Below are 20,525 nucleotides of genomic sequence, written 5' to 3'. Positions count from 1 at the left end.
AAAAAATCGGTACATTTAACAGAACAAGTGTAGGTATTATAATAAACGTTTTTGATTTTGATGAAAAATAAGCTGTTCAATTTTTGATTGAACAGCTTTACCTAGTTATCCTTACTTTTATTCTTTTACCCTCAAAAGGCGGAGAGCATTCAGTATTACAATAATAGCAGCTCCTGTATCACTTAATACGGCCATTCATAGTGTAAGTATTCCCAAGAATATCAGAACAAATGCCGCCAACTTTATTGTGATGGAAAACCAGGTGCGGTTGGGAAAATCCCCTTCCTGCGATTACCGTTCACAAACGCCCAAAAAGAGCAACTGGCCCTTTTAGCTCTGGGACTGTCTTGGCATAGAGAAGGTAAAACCTTTCCCACTTAAAAGAACGGAAAAAGACGCTCTGTCCTGGCATTATCTTTGGCTCGACGCTTGCCCCCATACGGATATTAATCGTTTCGAAACTTTTAATACAGTCAATTTAACTTTTGAATGTAAACTGGCTGCCTTAAGTCACTGTTTATGATTTTATGCTTCCCATGCTCTTTAATTGCTTATTTGACCGCCCGTATGATAAAAACGGTATGCAAGGCATTGTTTTTACTCATAACATCTTTATTAGATTGCTCTGTTTTTTAGTGTCCAATGTTATGGGAACATTGTAGAATCCACACTTCAAAGTTCATTCATGTCAATCGATTCGTTCATTATTTAGATCTTAATAATCGAAGTCCATTTAGTATAACAACTAAAGTACTTCCTTCATGAACAATTACACTGATTGTAATATCAGTTAATCCTAACAAACTAACGACAACTAAAAAGGCAACAACTGCCATTGAAAAAATAATATTTTGCCTAATAACACGACCCATATTTGAGGAAATTTTATGAGACTGTACTAATTTAGATAAATTGTTCTGCATTAAAACCAAATCAGATACTTCTACTGCCACATCAGTACCGCCCCCCATAGCTATACCAACATCAGCATTAACAAGGGCCGGTGCATCGTTCACACCATCTCCAACCATGGCAGTAACTCCAAATTTTTCTTTTTGTTCTTCTATAATTCTGGATTTATCTTCAGGCATTACATTAGCGATAACTTCGTCTATTCCCAATTGTTCGCCTACAGCTTTTCCCGTCATTTCCGAATCACCAGTAATTAAAGTCGTGTGGATACCAAGTTTCTTAAAGTAATTAATTGTTTCTTTAGCATGCTCATTCGGAATATCCATTAGAGCTATAATCCCAATAACTTCTTCATTTTCTGCTACGTATACAACCGTCTTTCCTTCTGATGCCCAATCATGATTGAACTGGGTATACTCTTCAGAAGCACTTTCAAAAGAAGTAGGCTTACCAATACGATAATTTTTTCCATTATAATCTCCTGTCAGACCTTTTCCAATTTGATTAGTAACTTCGATGTCTATTTTATTTTTAACTTCAAATTTTTCTAAAATAGCATTAGCGAGTGGGTGATTGGATTCCTTTTCAAGGGCGACTATAATATCAATAATATTTTCTTCGTTCACAGAATGAGTGAAATAGTAATTTGTTACTTTAGGTTCTCCGTTCGTAAGGGTTCCTGTTTTATCGAAGGCAATTGCATCTATATCCGCTAATTGTGATAGGTAAGTACTTCCTTTTGAAAGCACGCCTTTTTTAGCTAGGTTAGATGTTGTAGACAATGTTACAGATACAGTAGCTGCTGCCAAAGCACACGGTGAAGCTGCGACTAAAAGCACTAATCCCCTGTATACACTTTGCGACCATGTCCAATCAAATAGAAAAGGAGCAAGTAACATTACTAATGGTATTGCGATTAAAACTATATTAACATATTTAGGCTCGAATTTTTGAATGATACTGGCAGCTTTTGTTTGATTATCTTGGTTTTGACTAACTAATTGTAAAATTTTAGAGAATACAGTATCCTTGTTTTCCTTAGTGACTTCCATAGTAAAAGTACCTGTTCCATTAATCGTACTTCCAAAAACTTCGTCACCCTTAGACTTCTCTTTCGGTATACTTTCTCCATTAATAGAAGATTCATCAATTGAGGTAGTACCGGATAAAATAATCCCATCAATTGGAACTTGATCACCGTTCAGCACTTGGAGTTGATCTCCAACTTTTAATTCACTGACATCAACAATTTTTGTGTTTCCATCAGGTAGGATTAATTTAGCTGTCGTTGGGTTCATTTCGAGTAGCTTAGTAATTTCTCTTTTACTTTTTCCTTCAGCGTAATCTTCAAGAAAATGAGCGCCGGAAAAAATAAGTATCAAAAGGGTTCCTTCCCAAAAACTCCCTATCAGAGAAGCCCCGATTGCAGCTAATCCCATTAGAATATGAGAATTAGGAGTGAATTTTCCCTTTAATTTAGTATTTTCAACTGTCTCTCCAATTCCTTCGAGAATAATTACATGGTAGCCGGCTGTGATTGTGGCAATTGAAAATAAGATGTTTTGTATTAATAAATTTGCATCACTTAAAAAAAGCCCAATTATAGCCAACACTAAGCCAATAAAATATGAAATAATTGGCATTTTTCCGTGATCATGATCATGACTATGATCGTGGCTATGACTTTCGTGTGCTTGTTGCTCTTGAATATTTTTCATTTCTATCACCTTTCTAAATAAATATGATATATCGGGTTCCAATATATTCGCAGTAAGCTTTACTAAACCAGGACGTTAATTGACCACATCCAAACTTTTTGTATCCAATAATACATCCTATGAATTTATCAACCGTATTCACTAACCCTCTCTGCTACACCCATCTCACTTTCCTTCGAGATATCATACAACGCTTTCCATTCTGTTTTTTTGTTTTCCATATCCATTGCAAAACCCCCTTTTCATATGCCTATAATATTTTTATATGATCATATAACAATATTAATGACGTGAATTATTATTAACACTCATTACTGGTTTACGGAATACTAGTGATGACAGGCGTGATCGATCGCCTGTTTTAGCATATTCATAGTATGTTCATCATCATGGGAATAAAACAATGTTGTGCCTTCCCTTCGGAATTTTACTAACCGTAAATTTTTCAAGAACCGCAATTGATGGGAAACTGTTGATTGTCTAAGATGTAGCGTTTCAGCAATACCGTTTACCGAATACTCCTTATAAAAGAGCAAATGGAGAATCCGGATTCTCGTAGGATCACCTAACGCTTTAAATGTTTGCGATACGACAAATAATGTTTCATCATCTAAGTCCTTATTATTTACTTCCTCTAATTCCTTTTTTTCTTCCATTATCCTTCCCTCACTTTAGGTTTCAATTCAAAACCTTATATATAATAATCACTATTTATCTACATGTATTAATATATGTTCATATATATGATATAACCATCTGAATAAAGAGTCAAATAATATTTAATATGAATTCATATATTTTGTTTTGATTTTTTAGAGTAAAATAAACAAAGCCTTTTTAAGAATAGTGGGATGAGTGCAGTATGGATGATCGGGCGTTAGCTTCCGCACTTGGAATTGGTGTTGGCGGTGGACTCGCTTGGATAATGGAAGGTTTTCAAAGTGGTCATGGCTTTATTTATTCATTATGTGCAGGCCTTATAATTGGCTTATTATTTTTTGAAATGATTCCGGAAAGTATTGAATTAGGCGGGTGGGTAATTTTACTCGGTGGAATAGCAATAGGCTTAGTATTATTCCAATCCATTCATCTATTAATGGATAAAATTACAATTATCACTAATAGTCATCAAAAAGATATTTTCGTTCGATCGGGGGTACTTTTAATTATCAGTATAGCAATTCATAATTTCCCTGTTGGCAATATTCCTTTATTTGTGTAATTTGACCATTAATACTAAATTTATCAATGTCTTGAGAAATTGTTGAAACTCTAACATAACATCCTACAGATTTTCTTTTCATTTCTTTCATATTTTTCATCCTTTCATTAATTAAGCAATCGATGATTGCGTAGCTTGGTTTACAATGTTTAGCGGTTCATTTTTGAAATAGATTCCCACAAGGCTTTTGTTTTTAGAAATATGAATTTCATCAATATATCGGTATAACATGCTTAACGTGAAGTGTTGTTGAATTACATTTTCAAAAGACCTTTGAATTTGTTGCTCATTTATTGATAGTGTTGGTTTTGATTGTTGAAGTAACGATTGAGATTGTTTTCTGAACGTTTCTGCATCGATGGCTCCTTTAGCTAATTTATCTATCAATTGTTCTTGTGTAAGTGTGCTCCTAGTTTCTAGGGCCTTTTGTTTTTTGATCCGTTTTTGAATTACATCATTGGTTTAAAGATAAATTGAAGGATGAAACAAATAATACTGGTATTCGTATGTTTAAGCGCTATGCGGCTATCACTACTTCGGCCAAGATTCTTAGTCATGTTTTATCTACAGATATTGATATCGCTAAAATAAGAGACTACTTTATTGATTATCATGCTCATACAGTCTCTGAACGATCACTGGCTGATAAAGCGATTGAAGTCATTACGCAATTTGTAGCACAAAACCGTGGTAAGTTTTCTGATGATACAGCATTAAAGAATATGATTGAGAACTATGGACTAATTGCCTTAAAAGATGATTATATCGAAGTTAAAATCATTGCATCTGTATTTAAGAATATGTTGATAGAGCATCATTTCCAAGATGTCAACAATGTTGTGAATGCACTAAGGGATAAAGGATTTATCGAATCTGACCGTGATCGAATAACTACGAAAAGAGCAGTTAAAGATGACTATGGCAAGAAACAGTCACTTGTCTTTTACCATTTAAAGCTAGATTCAAAATATGCGTCTATTTTTGGTCTAACTAAAGATGCTGAACCTATTAAAGCTGAAATTAACTTGGATAACAAAAAGATACTTGAATCATGGAAAAAACAGAACGATGATTTAATTGATTTTTAATAACTTAAAGATGAAATCGTACAGGAGTAGATAAAATGGATGAATTGATTGAATTACTAGCTGATTTAGTCGTTGAAGAGCTACAGAACGATAACTAATCACGACGGTCCAACGTGTTAAAAGCACGTTGGACCTTTCATTCTAATTTACTCACAAATATATATTATCTTTTTGGAGGTGTATAACATGGAAGAAGCGATTGCTTATGTACGTCAAAGTACACTCAAACAACAAAGCTTAGCTACTCAAAAATCGCTCATTATGGATACCGCTAAGCAATATGGATGGTCTAATGTGGCGTTTTATGATGATAAGAAAACAGGTCGACATACAAAACGTTCAGGTTATCAAAAAATGGTAGAAATAATTACGTCTGGAAAATGTAAAGTATTGTGTTGCTATCGCTTGAACCGACTACATCGTAATTTGAAAAATGCCATACAATTCTTTGAAATTTGTAAAAAGCATCACATCACAATCATCAGTGTTAACGATGGATATTTTGATTTGTCTAAAGAGTTTGATTGCTTTCGTTTGAACATACTTATGAGTCTAGCGGAAATGGAATCAAACAATATCAGCGAACAAACAAAAAATGGGATTAGAGAAAAAGCCAAACAAGGTAAGCTAATCACAACTCATGCTCCGTTTGGCTATCGTTATAGAAAAGGTTGTTTTGTTGTACAAGAAGAAGAAGCGTATACAGTTAAATCGGTTTATCGCTGGTACTTACAAGGTCTAGGCTACAAAAAGATTTCCCAACATTTGGATAGTAATCCTAACCTTATTCCTCGTAAGCCCTATCAAGTTAGAAATATTCTCTTGAACCCTAACTATTGCGGTCGTGTCATCAATAAATATGGCACGTTTAATGATATCGTTCCACCTATTATTGATATTGATACATTTGAAGAAGCACAAGAGCGTCGTATTCATAAACAACTCAATCGATCCAATTCTAGAAATAAGCTAAAGCGACGAATCAAATGTCCTTACTGTCAATCAACATTAACAAACTTAACGATAAAAAAAGAGAACTATTCTCTACGTTACTATGTTTGTCCTAAAAATATGAATGACGCTTATCGTACATGCCCATTTAAAAGTATCAATGCACCAGAACTTGAAAGTGAAGTGCTCGACACTTGTAAAAAGTATTTTGAAGAACAATCGTTTCATAAACGATTGAATAACACAATACTCAAAGTCCTAAAACAGCAACAAATGAAGCATAAAGAAACCCATCTAACACAAGAACAACTTATCGAAAAGCTAGCTCAAAATCGTATTGATGTAAAAACGTTCAAACGTTTATCTGCTAGTTGTAAAAGTGAAGAGAATTACTCTACTTATTCAACCTACCAAATCGATGACAAATTAAAATATGTCATAAAAAATAAAATAACTTTACAGGATATAGCACCTTTTATCGATTGCATCAAAATAACTCAAACTAAACAATTACAAGGAATCTACTTTAAAAACAGTCCACTCAATATCGTTGAACAATCACATTTAATAACTCCTGAAAGGAATGAAGTAATATGAAACAACTCAAAAAGAAACGTATTGGATTATATGCACGTGTATCGACTGAAATGCAAACGGATGGTTACAGTATTCAAGGTCAATTGAATCAACTTACAGAGTATTGTCAATTTCAAGGCTATGAAGTCGTCAATGAATACACCGATCGTGGTATATCAGGTAAAACAATGCAACGTCCAGAATTACAACGTATGTTAAAAGATGCCAACGAAGGTAAATTAGATTGTATTATGGTCTACAAAACAAATCGTTTAGCTAGAAATACCTCAGATTTGTTAAATATTGTCGAGGAATTGTATAAGATTAATGTCGAATTTTTTAGTCTAACTGAAAAAATAGAAATTGCCAGTTCAACAGGTAAATTGATGCTCCAAATTTTAGCCAGCTTCGCAGAATTTGAACGTAATACGATTGTAGAGAATGTCTACAATGGCCAAAGACAACGTGCTATTGAAGGTTATTATCAAGGTAATTTACCTCTAGGCTACGATAAAGTACCTGACAGTAAAAAAGAGCTCATGATCAATCAACATGAAGCGAATATTGTTAAATATATTTTTGATTCATACGCTAAAGGTCATGGTTATCGTAAGATTGCGAACGCATTGAATCATAAAGGTTATGTGACTAAGAAAGGGAAACCTTTTAGTATTTCGTCCATTACCTACATCATCTCAAACCCTTTTTACATTGGAAAGATACAGTTTGCGAAGTATAGACACTGGAGCGATAAAAGACGAAAAGGACTCAATGAGGAACCGATTATCGCTGATGGTAAACATGCGCCTATTATTGATAGAAACCTATGGGATAAAGTACAGTTTAAACGTCAAGAGAGTCGCAAGAAACCACAAGTTCACGGCAAAGGAACAAACCTACTGACTGGGATTGTAAAATGTCCGAAATGTGGTGCAGCAATGGCGGCAAGTAATACAACTAATACATTAAAAGATGGCACTAAGAAAAGAATCAGATATTACTCATGTAGCAATTTTAGAAATAAAGGTTCAAAAGTTTGTTCTGCCAATAGCGTTAGAGCAGATGTACTAGAAAAATATGTTATGGATCAGATATTGGAAATTATCAAAAGCAAAAAGGTATTGAAGCAATTGGTTGAAAAGGTAAATGAAAAAAGTCAAATAGACGTCTCTTCTTTGAACCATGATATTGCCTATAAACAGTCACAATGTGAAGAAATAAAAGCAAAAATGCATACATTAACGAAAACTATTGAAGACTCACCTGACTTAGATAGCGTATTAAAACCAACAATACTTAGCTACCAAGATGAATTGAATCAAATAAATAATCAAATCTATCAACTAGAACAAGATAAACAAGCAGAAGCTCCACATTATGATGCTGATATGATTGCGAATGTACTACAAGCAATATTCAAAGATATAGACAAATTAGAGAAATCTCAGTTGAAATCACTATATCTAACAATCATCGATCGCATTGACATAAGAAAAGATGAGCATCATAAGAAGCAATTTTATGTTACGCTCAAGTTAAATAATGATATAATCAAACAACTATTTAATAACCATCCACTCGACGAAGTGCTCCCTAGCACTTCGTCTTTATTTTTGCCACAAACTTTATATATAACTATTGAATAAACAATAACTACACTGCTATTCTTTCACTTATTTTATCTAACCATTTTTAGAATTCTCTTTATCAATTTCAATAACACTTATCTAATGAAACAGTCATTGCCGTCATTTTTTTCATGACTACACAATGCTTATATTGAAATTGCTAAAGAACATCCCACAATGATTTTTTACCGGGAAAGGAATGGGATTTGCAGATTCGAAGAAGCAGAAGGATTGTGCAAGCACAATCCCAAAATCCCGTTATTTTTTATAAATAAATAATATATATAAGGAAGCAGAGACACAACCCTATCATCAATACTTATAAATAATGAGTTGATTGTTCGTCAAAATGAGTGGGATTCCGGGATTTCCTTGTTACACCAACATTTATCACGGGTTTTTATATGGAATTTTCTCTTATTCCCACCGGGATTCGTAATAAATAATAAATCAAATATATATTATCCCAATGATGTATATCAACTACATCACTATCACACTATCTAGGAGGCAATGATATGAAAACAACCACTCAAGAACTCAAACAATATATAACTCGTCTCTTCCAACTATCTAACAACGAAACATGGGAATGTGAAGCACTTGAGGAAGCAGCAGAAAATATTCTACCGGAACGTTTTATTAATAATTCTCTACTTGCGCATCTCACACTCAACACTTATACCTACTACAATGATGAGCTACATGAGCTAAGTATCTATCCATTTCTTATGTACGCCAATGACCAACTCATCAGCATTGGTTATTTGGATCATTTTGATATGGACTTTCTATACCTCACAGATACTAAAAATACGATTATCGATGAACGTCATTTACTAAAACAAGGAGAGAATAACCATGAATAATTGGATCAAAGTGGCACAAATATCTGTTACGATTATTAGCCAAGCAATTATCATTATGAAAGAAATTCAAGACGAGGTAAAATAACATGAAAATCAATCGATACATCACAAGAGGCATAAGTGAACAACTATCTCTAGACCTTCAAATCCTACTTTGGAATATGGTAAAAGAAAGAGATAATCAATCTCATACAGATTATCTACACATTTTTAGACTACAAGAAGATGAGAATATACTCTCAATCACACATGAACAAGAACAACCTGCATACAAATTGGAATATCACTATACAAACTATGTAAAAAATCAAAATGCATTACCTAAGAAAGTCTACGTCATTCGTGAAGATGACGTAGACGCTTTTTATTATGTGATGCTTTTGCCAGAAGAATATTAAAAGGGGTAACGATATATGAATACAATCAAAAGTACGATACACACAGAAGCTATATTTAGCGACGATGAACAACACCGCTACTTACTCAAGAAAATATGGGATGAAAAGAAACCCTCTTGTACAGTGATAACGATGTATCCACATTTAGATGGCGTATTATCACTCGATCTTACCACTGTTCTCATTCTCAACCAATTAGCTAATTCTGAACAATACGGTGCTGTATATCTAGTAAATCTATTCTCTAATATTAAAACACCTGAAAACCTTAAACATATTAAAGAGCCTTATGACAAACACACAGACATTCACTTAATGAAAGCGATTAGTGAAAGTGACACAGTGATTCTAGCCTATGGAGCTTATGCGAAGCGGCCTGTTGTCGTCGAACGTGTTGAGCAAGTGATGGAAATGTTAAAACCTCATAAAAAGAAAGTCAAAAAACTCATTAATCCAGTAACGAACGAAGTTATGCATCCACTTAACCCTAAAGCACGTCAAAAATGGACATTAAAATAAAGGGAGGATTATCTATGAACCATGACACTACACAATCAGATTGGCGAACAGTTGCTAGTTGTTTAGATTCACAAATTACACTTAAATTATAAAAGGGTTAGCTAATCATTTCACATCTATCGAAGATGAAGAAATTCTTGATAAAATCTATGAAGATTTTATGAATGACGATTGTATTACAACAATACTTAACAATGATTTCCAAGATATTATTAATTATTACTTATCAAAATAAAAATATATTAATTTATTTTTCTAAAATCCTTTTTCGTCCCTCCACCATCTAATAAATTGAGTTTATTGTAAAGTACTTCATTAATTTTTTTGTTGTAAGTTCATACTCAGTTCATAAACTACCGCTATACTTATCTCGTAATTAAAAATAGGGGGAATTAAAATGAAAAGATTAATGTATAGTTCAGCGCTCTATACACTATTAGGGTTATTAAGTGGTCTATTTTATAGAGAAATGACAAAAGCGGAAGATTTTAGCGGTTTTTCTCAATTAAATGTTACACATACACATTTATTAGTACTAGGTACAATTATGTTCTTAATTTTCATGATTATCGAGGGCCAATTCAAATTAACAACTCATACAAAGCTGTTTAACAGTTTCTTTTATATATACCATTTAGGTGTGCTTGTTACTGTGGCAATGCAATTCGTGAACGGTATTTCTACCATTAAAGATCTAAGTGTAAGTCCTGCTATTGCTGGTATTGCTGGTTTAGGACACATATTTTTAACAATTGCGTTTATTCTTTTCTTTATTTTGTTAGGAAAAAGAATAAACAAAAATAAATAATAGTACCTAATTATTGTTTACGTTATTTATCCAAACAATAATCCAGTTGTCCTATGATGATTTTTATTCTTGGAGATTTAAAAATCCTGCAGATGAATAAACATTTGTAGGATTTTTAACATTCCACAATGACATTATGTATATACTCAATCTTAAAGCACGTCAAAGTGGACATTAAAATCAAAGAGTATTATCTATGAAACTTGATACTATACAATCAGACTGACGAACAATTACTAATTACCTAGCGTCACAAAATTACATATGATTGTAAAAATAGATTGGTACATCACTTCACAGCAATTGAAGGCAAAGAAATACTTGATAAAATCTATGAAGATTTCACGTAATAATGATTTTCAAAATATTATTAATAATTATTTAACAAAATGAAATGTATATTTCAATAAAACTAGAGCATCCTTCACTTTTACGGTGAGGGATGCTTTATTATTTATTTTTTTATTGTTACTATCGACGTATTTATTCTTAATACAAACAAATGTGAGAATTTTATAGGTTTCATAGTAAGAGTAATAAATCGAGAATAACAAGAAAATGAGAATTAGTATGTGGTGAATTGTTAAAATAGAGTATTCACAGTGAATGATGACTTATTCGTTATTTATATTTATAATGCAAATATATGAGAAAATTTTGGGAGTGGAATTATGAAACTAAGAGCATTAGAGTATAGTGATTTACTTTTTGTTCATGAATTAAATAATGAATATTCTATTATGTCTTATTGGTTTGAAGAACCATATGAATCCTTAACGGAACTTCAATATTTATTTGATAAGCATTTATTAGATGAATCAGAGAGACGTTTTATTGTTGAAGATGAAAATCAAGTCGTAGGTATTGTTGAATTAGTAGAAATTAATTACATCCATCGTAATTGTGAAATACAAATAATTATTAAACCTGAGTTCAGTGGTAAAGGTTATGCAAAATTCGCATTCGAAAAAGCGATAAATTATGCATTCGATATATTAAACATGCACAAAATTTATCTATATGTTGATACAGATAACAAAAAAGCTGTGCATATATACGAGTCACAAGGATTTAAAACAGAAGGATTACTCAAAGAGCAATTCTACACTAAAGGTAAATATAAAGATGCCTATTTTATGTCATTATTGAAATCTGAATATATTTTGTAGCATAAAAAAATAACTCATATATTTATTTAGGTGGGTTCAAACCTAAATTACTTCTAATAAAATTAAAATGGGTTTCACTCGAATGTCCGTAAGAGGAATAAACAAAGCCAAAAGAGAACTAGGATTTGTGCTAATAGCACTTATTATAAGAAAAGTAACAGCTCAATCAGCTAAAAATAATCAAAAAATTTATAAAAAAGACAATTTCTATATTAATTTGATAGAAATTATCTTTTTTATTTATTCAAAAACTTTATGTCTTGGGCTCGCTTTCATAATGTTATCTCTATTTAATATTTTACATAATAGAACTTTATAAGAATTAAACAAACATTTTCTGTAAAAATCCTTGTTTGCGTTGTTTTAATAATTCTACTTTAGAAGATTGTTTTTCAATTAATTTATCTAATTTATTGAAAAAGTATGCTATTTTATTTTGTTCTTGTATCACTGGTAACTTTACTATAATACTATTAATTGCATCGTTATTTAATGTTACTCCTTTAACTGCCTGTGCACCAAAAGTACTTATATTTATAGAATTTAAATAGTAGTACATATACTCAGTATTAACATTACTTTCTTTCCATACGAAATGGCATATAGCTTCATTTGTATAGATAGGCTCTTTTACTATAGCTAACTTACCTAAAGTCAATTTAAAACTCATTATTAGAGTATCTTTATCTACTTTTACATGCTTTGATGCACCTTTTTCAGTAATTCCTTTATTTCCTTTATACAAATATTTCTGTGTCATACCTGCTATAGATAACCAATTTTCATTTAATTCATCCCAGTATTTATCATTTTTTGTATTTGGAGTAAACCCTTTATTAACTTTAGAAATATCTTCAATCTTTTTAATAGACCAATCAGGATAACTGTTTCCATTTTCATCTTTAAATCTTAAATCTTGAGAAAAAATCTTCTGAATATATCCACGCTTTTGTTGCTCTAAGAGTTCAAGTTTCTCTTCTTCTAACTCAATCTGGCGGTCGAGTTTGCTGAAGAAATTACCTATTTTTTGTTGTTCAGTGTAATTAGGAGATAAAAAATTAAAGTTTTCTACATGTCCTTTAGAAATATTTTTCACTTTTGTTCCAGCAGATCTCACACTGAAATATTTCTGGTTTCTATTAATTAACTTAGATAGAAATTGACTATCTATAAATTGTTTAGGCACTAGTGCTGCTACTCGTTGATTTAGTACATACTCATTATTATTAGGTATAATTGCAGTCATTCCAACTAGTCCTGGTGCTTGCTCGCTCAGTATCATTACTAAAGTATCATTACACAATGTTTCAACACATTTATCATCGATATATTTTCCAGAATTACACAACTTTCCTTCTGTATTAACAGATTTAAGAGTTATGAGTTTATATACACCATGGTTTTTCACTAAACTTTCAAATGAACCACCATTTTTATAATTTACTACTTCACCTAATTTCCTTTTTTTCCATTCCTCATCAAACTCTGGAAATCTTAGTTCTGGAGTATTTGTCTGCTTATTCATTTTTCAACACTCCTAGTTCTTTGAGATATTCATTAATTTCTAATTTAATATTATGTATATTTACTCTTTCATAGTTCAATTCCTCAAGTTGTTGAAGTACTTCATTTTCTAATGCATATTCACTTTGATAAGCCATTCATTCACCCTAAACTTAATCTTTCTTTAAATATATCAAAATTTAATAATAATTAATATTGCATACTTCATTTTTTAGCAACTAATTAATAAAAACCGCATCACTTATGATATGCTTCGCCTCTCATGATCTTAAATGCGCGATAAATTTGTTCGATCAATATGACGCGCATCATTTGGTGTGGGAAGGTCATATTGCTAAAAGATAAAGCATAGTTGCTGCGTTGTAAGACGTCTTGGTGTAAACCATTGGAGCCACCTATGACAAATGTAAAGTCGCTTTGACCTTGTGTCATGCGTGTTTGTAGTTCTTTAGCGAGTCCTTCTGAAGACAACATTTTCCCTTTGATTTCCAACGTAATTACTGTGGATTGGGGTTTAATCTTATTGAGTAGGCGTTGGCCTTCTTTTTCTTTGACTTGTTCGATTTCTTTGTCGCTCATATTTTCAGGTGCTTTTTCATCTGGTACTTCTATTAATTCGATTTTCGTGTAAGGTCCTAATCTTTTTTCATATTCTGCAATGGCTTGCTTCCAATATTTTTCTTTTAGTTTTCCAACTGATAAGATAGTAATCTTCATTTTATCCTCCAAAAGTACATAATTTATTCGAGTTATCCACAAGTTATACACTTATTCACACATTTCCCTCTTAGTATAACAATTGAATTAACATTTTCTTAGTGTTTTTTGAGAATTATACACAGATTCAAGGAGATTTCTTGTGAATTTGTGGATAAGTCTGTGAATAATGTGGGTATTTATGTGTGTATTGTACACATTTCTGTATAACTATTGCCTAATCAGTGGATAACTTTACGGTCGTCTTAACGTTATTTTTACAATTATTCCCTATATTTCAGACCTTTTAGACTCACTTACTACATATATCATCATTGATATCCTAGTTTTCCACACACATCTTTTTAACCCTAAATTAATATCATCATTATCTTTATGTAAGTGAGCTATCATCTAGCAGTATATGTATCACCCCTACCTGAGTCTAATCAATCATCACTACGACATTCAATCAAATATGTGAGTAATTCGCTTTCACCTCAATTAAGCATGTGATCAATTAAATGAATTCATATTAACTACGATGATATTGACTTGATAAACTCTCACATGACAATGCTTTTAGTTACAACATAACTATGAAAGCAGCGGTAAATCATTTATTACTTTAAATCATACATGTGTTGAACATAGAAACTCATTTTTATATTAAATAGCATGACCACTAACTATAAATACAATATATTTAAAAATTATTTAAATTTCAATTTTTATTTTGTCACAATTTCTAAATGTTTTTAAATTTTAACTTTATATTTAAGTTTTTATGAGACTCTTAATATTTTATTTATTCACTTTTTTACATCAAAAATTTTTATCAACTAGGAAATATAAGGAAGTGTAATATAAATCACAAAGCGTGTAAGACATCGTTTGCCCTCGAACACGGTGCATTTTCATTTCATTAAAAAAATTCCTAATGCTCAAGCCCGTTTAAAATAACACGTAATCATTCCCTGCACTTCTCCTGACCACTTTTCCAAAAAAGTAACCTACTTAAGCGCAATACTTAAGTAGGTCGTTTGTCTTACCTCTATTCAATTATAGTGTATAAATCGGTGTGGCTTGTGCTTTATCGGTATCGCAGAGCAACACTTCTTTCTCTGTATCGATATCGTGTTCGTTGAGCACTTGTCCAACACTCATGCGTGCGAGGTCTTTCATATTATTGTCTTGTGATAAATGAGAGAGGTATATACGTTTTGTATTACCTGTAATGACATCACTCATCGCAAGGCCCGCGTCTTCATTGGATACGTGACCCATATCACTTAAAATACGTTGTTTCGTCTTCCATGGATAACGACACATGCGTAACATATCGACGTCGTGATTACTTTCAAACATAAAGACATCACTACCTTGAATCATACCTTTCATACGATCTGAAACGTAACCTGTGTCAGTAATCATCGTGAATTTCTTATAGTTATTGTGGAAGATGTAGAACTGTGGATCAATCGCGTCATGTGACACGTTAAATGATTCTATATCGAATCCTGCAAGAGATTTCGTTTCATATGGATTAAAGATAAATTTCTGATCCATTGGAATGCGACTATCTTTCTTCTCTATCGCTTTCCATGTATTCTCATTCGCGTAAATTGGAAGTTTATATTTACGTGCTAAGACACCAAGACCTTTGATATGGTCAATGTGTTCATGTGTCACTAATATTCCATTTAAGTCCTTAATGTTTCTGTCGATTTGGCTGAAAAGTTCTTCCATCTTCTTGCCAGTTAAACCTACATCGACGAGTAGGCTACCTTTCTCACTTTCTACGTAAGTGGCGTTACCTGTACTACCACTTGCTAATACACTCATACGTATCAAGCGACTCATCCTTTCTCATATGTACCATAGTTATTTATTTATAGGGGTGTGGGGGAACTCGAGTGTCTTACGCTTTATTGAGATACTTCGACTAAGTTGGCTTTCACTCAATGTTGACTTTTTATCCTAAATTGCGTAGATATTTTAAAGTTTCGATATTCCTTAATACAGTTATTCAAATATCGAAACGTCACGTCCTCTAAATTTCCTTTATATTATACTATATCAATTTTAAAAGTTGAGTTCCAATAGTCCGTTTATACACGATACTAACGCCCATTTAAAATAAACACCGCTTCATAACAACGTCGATATTACCCCTGGCATTGCATCCTCTTAAACGACCTAACATATCAACCAACATCATTTTTGATTTCCACCCTATTTAATTACTCAATCACTTTCAATACATAAAAAAGCCTGAGCTCACTCATCGTGTCTCAGGCTTAGTTTATATCATCATATATAGCTTCATAATCAATCCGTGAATCATCACATGTCGTTGGTTCGACAAATGACTTCTAACATAAGTACGCCAAAGTGTGCTCTAGACAATACAAATTAACGTAGCCTTCTATGCTATCGCTTGGCGGTTTCATTCAAACGTCACGCCACCTATCAATAACCTCTAATAATCAATCACTTTCGGATTATGATTTGTAGCTTCTACATAATAGGTTTGAACTTCATCCTTGCCTTTATGTTTTACTTTAATTTCCCAGTTAGGTTGGAGTAATTGAACGTTTGTTTCCTTTACCACTGAATAATAGCCTAGGCGTGCGTCTAGCACTTGATCATTTTGTTTTAGATATCTGTTGTAATAAAGAGCTTCAATAGCTTTACGTGGTGTGATGACTTGTTTCTTCGTGCTATTTGAACCTTTAGCTACTTGTATATCATCCATCGTTGTCTGCTTATAGCTTGTCGCCTTGCCATCGCTCAAATTAAACGTTAGGCGTGCTTTACTATTATTCATAATCGGATAATCTTTATACGTTTGTTCGTAAGTGACTTTGTCTTTAGTTAAATCACTTAATTGATACTCTTTACCGTTAAAGATTTTCTTTGCAATGTACTCTTTGATATCTTGTAAGTTCTTATCACTCACTTGAACGCCTTTATCAATATCTCCTTCAAGTGTTTTATCGGAATCAGACGTTTGCAGGCTTGAATGATCTTTCGCATAACTTGAGAAATTCTTTGAACGGGCAGTAATTTGTTCAAGTTCAGTATCTTTCACGCTTTGATTCAAGACATCCTTGGGCACGTCAATTTCTTCTTGTTGAAAGTTGACTTCGTTTACCTTTTCCGAGTCATTAACTTGTGATTTATTCACTTTATCAATATAAACGATGACTAAAAAGATGTTCACAAGAATAAAAACGAAAATGAAAAGTGTCTTCGTAAGTTTCCAGTTCATTTATTCAAGCCTCCCATCTTTATAGGCATACCAATTGCCATCGTATTCTACAAACCAACGTGGTATTAATTCACAGTTACGTTGAACTTCAATATCTTCGTTATTTGCCTTGTCGTCCATATCATAACCAATCGCAATGTTCGTTACCTTTTCAAAATCAATATCAGGATGGTTGGCTAATGCAGAACGCACGGACTCAACGGTGGGCACGGATTTAGATTCTTCACTGTTCAATGTGACGTCCGTCTTAAGTAGCGAACGTTGATAATCGTAAACGCCTTTATCCCCCCATGTGACTTGAATTTCATTGAAGTTCTGTTTATTAAACGTTGGGTGACCGTTGAGGAATCGTTGATATGTGAGTTTCCCCGTTCTATTATCAGTCTTAAATAGGCGATAATCTTCATTTAAGAAGCCACCATGACTATTTATAAACTCGTATGTGCCTGGGATGGTTTCTTGCATGTTGCTTGAACTTTTCGCATCTTCAGATAAATTCTTATAATGATACATTTCATCTTTATCGTTGTAGTTGGCGACGCCAGTATTGTTGTTGTATGTTGTCGTACCACTTTGAGAGCTACGAACGATCGTTGAATCATCAAATAGTATTGAGTTCATGCGTTCAACACTAATCGTATTGAAGACCATGCGATACGTCTTTAAGTCTTTCGGTTTGCTTGGTGCAAACACGTGTGTTGCTTTGTCGATTGTATCTTTATTCGTGATGATTTCCGTATAAGGCTGCATGTCAGGTTCGATACTTTTAAAAGCTTTATCAACATTATTCCCTTTCATGGTTGTCTTAAGTTTAACTACTTCATGACGGTCTTTGCTAATCGCATATAGTACGACGTGGTTATTATGATCTTGATCGATAAGGAGGCGATCAAAATTAAAGTTATTCGGCACTTTCGCATCGATATCGAGTACTTGACTTAAGTATGTTGAAAGTGGCAAATCATAAGTGAAATCTAGGACAATAAAATCGTTGCTTAGTTCAGGTATAACAAGGTTATGTTCCCTTTTCAGATGTGATACAGATTTAACTTCTTGATTCTTTAAAGGTTGAATCATCTTGTCTAAGACTGCACCTGATGCCACTGTTCCTTGAGATTTATCATCTCTAGAATGCACGATTTGAAATGGTGTGATTGTTCCTTCCATTTCTGCAGTCATTGGTTTAGTAAGTGGTTTAGGTTTATCACTTTTACTATTATCCGTGTTATCAATATTTGAAAGGTCTGGAGAAAAGTTCCAGACCATGTATGTCAAAACGATACTCATCAAGACGAGTAGGACTAAAATAATTGATTTAGTATGTTCTTTGTTATTCATCCCAATCACCGTCTTCAATGATTTCGCAAGGAAGTGTAATAAAGATTGACGTACCTTGTCCTTCTACACTGTTAGCCCAAATTCGACCGTTATGTGCTTCGACAATCTCTTTGGAAATAGCTAGACCAAGTCCTGTACCACCCATCTTACGTGTACGTGCTTTATCTACACGATAGAATCTATCAAATATTTTATCTACTTTGTTAATCGGTATTCCAATACCATTATCTTTAATACGAATCGTCATTCTATTGTAAAGTGCATTTTGTTTCACATGAAACTCAACACGTTTCTCGCCACGTGAATATTTCATTGCATTGGTAATGACATTATCAAATACTTGTGTCATCTTATCTGGATCGATTTCAGCAAAGATGGTTTGCTGTGGAATTTCACGTACGAATGTTGTATCTTTCGCTGCCATTTCATGACGGTTAATAATTTTGTTGATAAACATATTGAAGTCGATAATTTCTTTCGTAATTTGATCTGATTCATTATCCATTTTAGATAATTGAAGTAAATCATTCACTAAACGAATCATACGTTCAGTCTCTTCGCGTGTGACAGATAGGAATGATGGTGCCAGCTCTTTATCTTGCCAAGCACCTTCTTCAAGTGCTTCGATATAACTATTCATAGATGTCAGTGGTGTACGTAATTCGTGTGAAACATTCGCAACGAATTCGCGACGTTCACGTTCGACTTGTTGTTGTTCAGTGACATCATGTAGTACGGCAATGTAACCTGTCACGAAACCTGTTTCTTGTACAATCGTACTAAAGTTTACGCGTGCAATAATGCCTTCTTCTTCGTTAATATCTAACAAGAAAGAATCACTATTTTCTTGAATTTCCTCTAATGAGAATTCATTTTCTAAGTTAAGGACACCAAGCATGTAGTAGCCGATGACATCTTCTTTCGCGAGACCGAGCATTTTCAGCGCCATGTCGTTTGCAATACGTACACGTCCACGGCGATCTGTCGCAAGAATACCATCGCTCATATGCGTGATAACGGAATCTAGACGACGTTTCTCACTTTCTGTATTCGCTTGTGCTTCTTGGACACGTTTCGATAAGTTATTGAAGGCAAGTGCGAGCTCACCGATTTCATCGTTACCGTATATCTTCACTCGTTGCGTGTAGTTACCTTTAGACATCTCGACGGTTTGGTTACGCATATCGGTTATCGGCTTAGTAATCGTTCGTGCAATGAAGAATCCTAGTATCACTGTAATGAATAGTGATATCGCTGTCCCTACGATGAATATCTGATTAATGTTGTTCAGCTGATTGTATACATCATTAATTTTCGATTCTATGTATATATCACCGATTGTCTGTTTATCGACTTTAACCGGTATATTATATACCCAAACACGCTCTTTACCACTTCCGTAATCCTTAAGAACCATATGATCATTCGTTTGCCCTAAGGAGAGCGCCTTTTGAACTGACCCGTCGTTAACCTTTTGATTGATAAGACCACGGTTAGACTGCTTGGTTGTTGCCATGATGATTTGGTCTTTATCAATAAAGCGTATTTCTCCTATTTCTTGACGATTCGCATATTCATTCAAAAGGTCTTGGATATCCTTTTGAGCGTTGACTGAACCTTTATCTTTATCCTTATAAACCTTTTCAATATTGACGTCTAATTGCTTCGCATATTGTGTTATGTTCTTCTTGAAGTTATCGAGTAATTCCTTTTCTAAACTATTCGTAAAATACAAACCGATGATTTGCATACCAATAATAATGAGTAGTACATAAACAATAACGAGTTTCGTGTGAAGGGATTGTAGTTGTTTAAGCCACTTCATAAGACGCTCC

Annotated in this window: 17 protein-coding genes and 4 pseudogenes; 11 read left to right on the top strand and 10 right to left on the bottom strand. The window is 33.2% G+C overall.

Annotation, left to right across the window (positions count from 1 at the left end):
- Positions 1-704: 704 nt before the first annotated feature.
- Complete coding sequence (locus tag FNL83_RS00220) at positions 705-2,630, bottom strand: heavy metal translocating P-type ATPase (RefSeq protein WP_002485723.1); 1,926 nt, start codon at positions 2,628-2,630, stop codon at positions 705-707.
- Positions 2,631-2,959: 329 nt separating this feature from the next.
- Entirely contained in the window at positions 2,960-3,286 is a 327-nt protein-coding gene (locus FNL83_RS00210; protein WP_000391495.1) for an ArsR/SmtB family transcription factor, read from the bottom strand.
- A 206-nt stretch (positions 3,287-3,492) separates the two neighbouring features.
- Here FNL83_RS00210 and FNL83_RS00205 point away from each other — a divergent pair, with 206 nt between their 5' ends.
- A complete protein-coding gene (locus tag FNL83_RS00205; protein WP_001631039.1) occupies positions 3,493-3,852 on the top strand; it encodes a ZIP family metal transporter in 360 nt (119 codons plus the stop codon).
- 111 nt (positions 3,853-3,963) lie between these two features.
- Here FNL83_RS00205 and FNL83_RS11975 read toward each other — a convergent pair.
- A pseudogene (locus FNL83_RS11975) lies at positions 3,964-4,302 on the bottom strand (cassette chromosome recombinase CcrA); the annotation flags it as partial.
- An 8-nt stretch (positions 4,303-4,310) separates the two neighbouring features.
- On the opposite strand from FNL83_RS11975, the pseudogene FNL83_RS00195 reads away from it, so the two are divergent.
- From FNL83_RS00195 to FNL83_RS00145, 10 genes and pseudogenes are all read left to right on the top strand, one after another.
- Positions 4,311-4,940, top strand: a pseudogene (locus FNL83_RS00195) (cassette chromosome replicative helicase); the annotation flags it as partial.
- Between the two features lie 186 nt (positions 4,941-5,126).
- A complete protein-coding gene (ccrA, locus tag FNL83_RS00190) occupies positions 5,127-6,488 on the top strand; it encodes a cassette chromosome recombinase CcrA (RefSeq protein WP_001631036.1) in 1,362 nt (453 codons plus the stop codon).
- Positions 6,485-8,113 (top strand): cassette chromosome recombinase CcrB, encoded by a 1,629-nt coding sequence (gene ccrB / locus FNL83_RS00185; RefSeq protein ID WP_001631035.1) that lies wholly within the window; start codon positions 6,485-6,487, stop codon positions 8,111-8,113. The genes ccrA and ccrB overlap by 4 nt, the downstream gene beginning before the upstream one ends.
- 500 nt (positions 8,114-8,613) lie before the next feature.
- Entirely contained in the window at positions 8,614-8,964 is a 351-nt protein-coding gene (locus tag FNL83_RS00180) for an SAUGI family uracil-DNA glycosylase inhibitor (RefSeq protein ID WP_001631034.1), read from the top strand.
- A gap of 86 nt (positions 8,965-9,050) precedes the next feature.
- Positions 9,051-9,362 carry a DUF960 domain-containing protein gene (locus FNL83_RS00175; RefSeq protein WP_001631033.1) on the top strand — a complete coding sequence of 104 codons (312 nt, stop codon included), beginning with the start codon at positions 9,051-9,053 and terminating at the stop codon, positions 9,360-9,362.
- A gap of 15 nt (positions 9,363-9,377) precedes the next feature.
- Complete coding sequence (locus tag FNL83_RS00170) at positions 9,378-9,881, top strand: DUF1643 domain-containing protein (protein ID WP_001631032.1); 504 nt, start codon at positions 9,378-9,380, stop codon at positions 9,879-9,881.
- Positions 9,882-9,895: 14 nt separating this feature from the next.
- Positions 9,896-10,116, top strand: a pseudogene (locus FNL83_RS11970) (hypothetical protein).
- 162 nt (positions 10,117-10,278) lie between these two features.
- Positions 10,279-10,689, top strand: a complete 411-nt coding sequence (locus tag FNL83_RS00160) for a DUF2871 domain-containing protein (RefSeq protein ID WP_001631031.1) — start codon at positions 10,279-10,281, stop codon at positions 10,687-10,689.
- A 671-nt stretch (positions 10,690-11,360) separates the two neighbouring features.
- Positions 11,361-11,858: a GNAT family N-acetyltransferase gene (locus FNL83_RS00150; RefSeq protein ID WP_001631030.1), complete on the top strand. Its 498-nt coding sequence runs from the start codon at positions 11,361-11,363 to the stop codon at positions 11,856-11,858.
- Positions 11,859-11,916: 58 nt separating this feature from the next.
- Positions 11,917-12,177 (top strand): annotated as a pseudogene (locus FNL83_RS00145) (IS5/IS1182 family transposase); the annotation flags it as partial.
- A gap of 3 nt (positions 12,178-12,180) precedes the next feature.
- On the opposite strand, the gene FNL83_RS00140 reads toward FNL83_RS00145, so the two are convergent.
- The 7 genes from FNL83_RS00140 to walK all read right to left on the bottom strand — a co-directional run bounded on the left by FNL83_RS00140 (position 12,181) and on the right by walK (position 20,515).
- Complete coding sequence (locus FNL83_RS00140; protein ID WP_001631029.1) at positions 12,181-13,383, bottom strand: restriction endonuclease subunit S; 1,203 nt, start codon at positions 13,381-13,383, stop codon at positions 12,181-12,183.
- A complete protein-coding gene (locus FNL83_RS00135) occupies positions 13,376-13,519 on the bottom strand; it encodes a restriction endonuclease subunit R (protein ID WP_001631028.1) in 144 nt (47 codons plus the stop codon). The genes FNL83_RS00140 and FNL83_RS00135 overlap by 8 nt, the downstream gene beginning before the upstream one ends.
- A 100-nt stretch (positions 13,520-13,619) precedes the next feature.
- Positions 13,620-14,099, bottom strand: coding sequence for a 23S rRNA (pseudouridine(1915)-N(3))-methyltransferase RlmH (rlmH, locus tag FNL83_RS00130; protein ID WP_002458513.1), 480 nt, complete (start codon positions 14,097-14,099; stop codon positions 13,620-13,622).
- Between the two features lie 1,041 nt (positions 14,100-15,140).
- Entirely contained in the window at positions 15,141-15,941 is an 801-nt protein-coding gene (locus tag FNL83_RS00125) for an MBL fold metallo-hydrolase (protein ID WP_002447628.1), read from the bottom strand.
- A gap of 619 nt (positions 15,942-16,560) precedes the next feature.
- A complete protein-coding gene (locus tag FNL83_RS00120; RefSeq protein ID WP_001831750.1) occupies positions 16,561-17,352 on the bottom strand; it encodes a two-component system regulatory protein YycI in 792 nt (263 codons plus the stop codon).
- The gene (locus FNL83_RS00115) at positions 17,353-18,690 is read right to left on the bottom strand and encodes a YycH family regulatory protein (RefSeq protein WP_001831744.1); all 1,338 of its coding nucleotides are present in this window, start codon (positions 18,688-18,690) and stop codon (positions 17,353-17,355) included. It abuts the gene before it with no gap.
- On the bottom strand, positions 18,683-20,515 hold the full coding sequence (walK, locus tag FNL83_RS00110) for a cell wall metabolism sensor histidine kinase WalK (protein WP_002437327.1): 1,833 nt from the start codon (positions 20,513-20,515) through the stop codon (positions 18,683-18,685). Before walK ends, FNL83_RS00115 begins: the two co-directional genes overlap by 8 nt.
- Between the last annotated feature and the right edge of the window lie 10 nt (positions 20,516-20,525).

It is taken from the genome of Staphylococcus epidermidis (genome assembly GCF_006742205.1).
Classification (GTDB): domain Bacteria; phylum Bacillota; class Bacilli; order Staphylococcales; family Staphylococcaceae; genus Staphylococcus; species Staphylococcus epidermidis.
The sequence above is the reverse complement of the archived record's forward strand: the minus strand, read 5'-3'. Positions and strand labels throughout refer to the sequence as shown.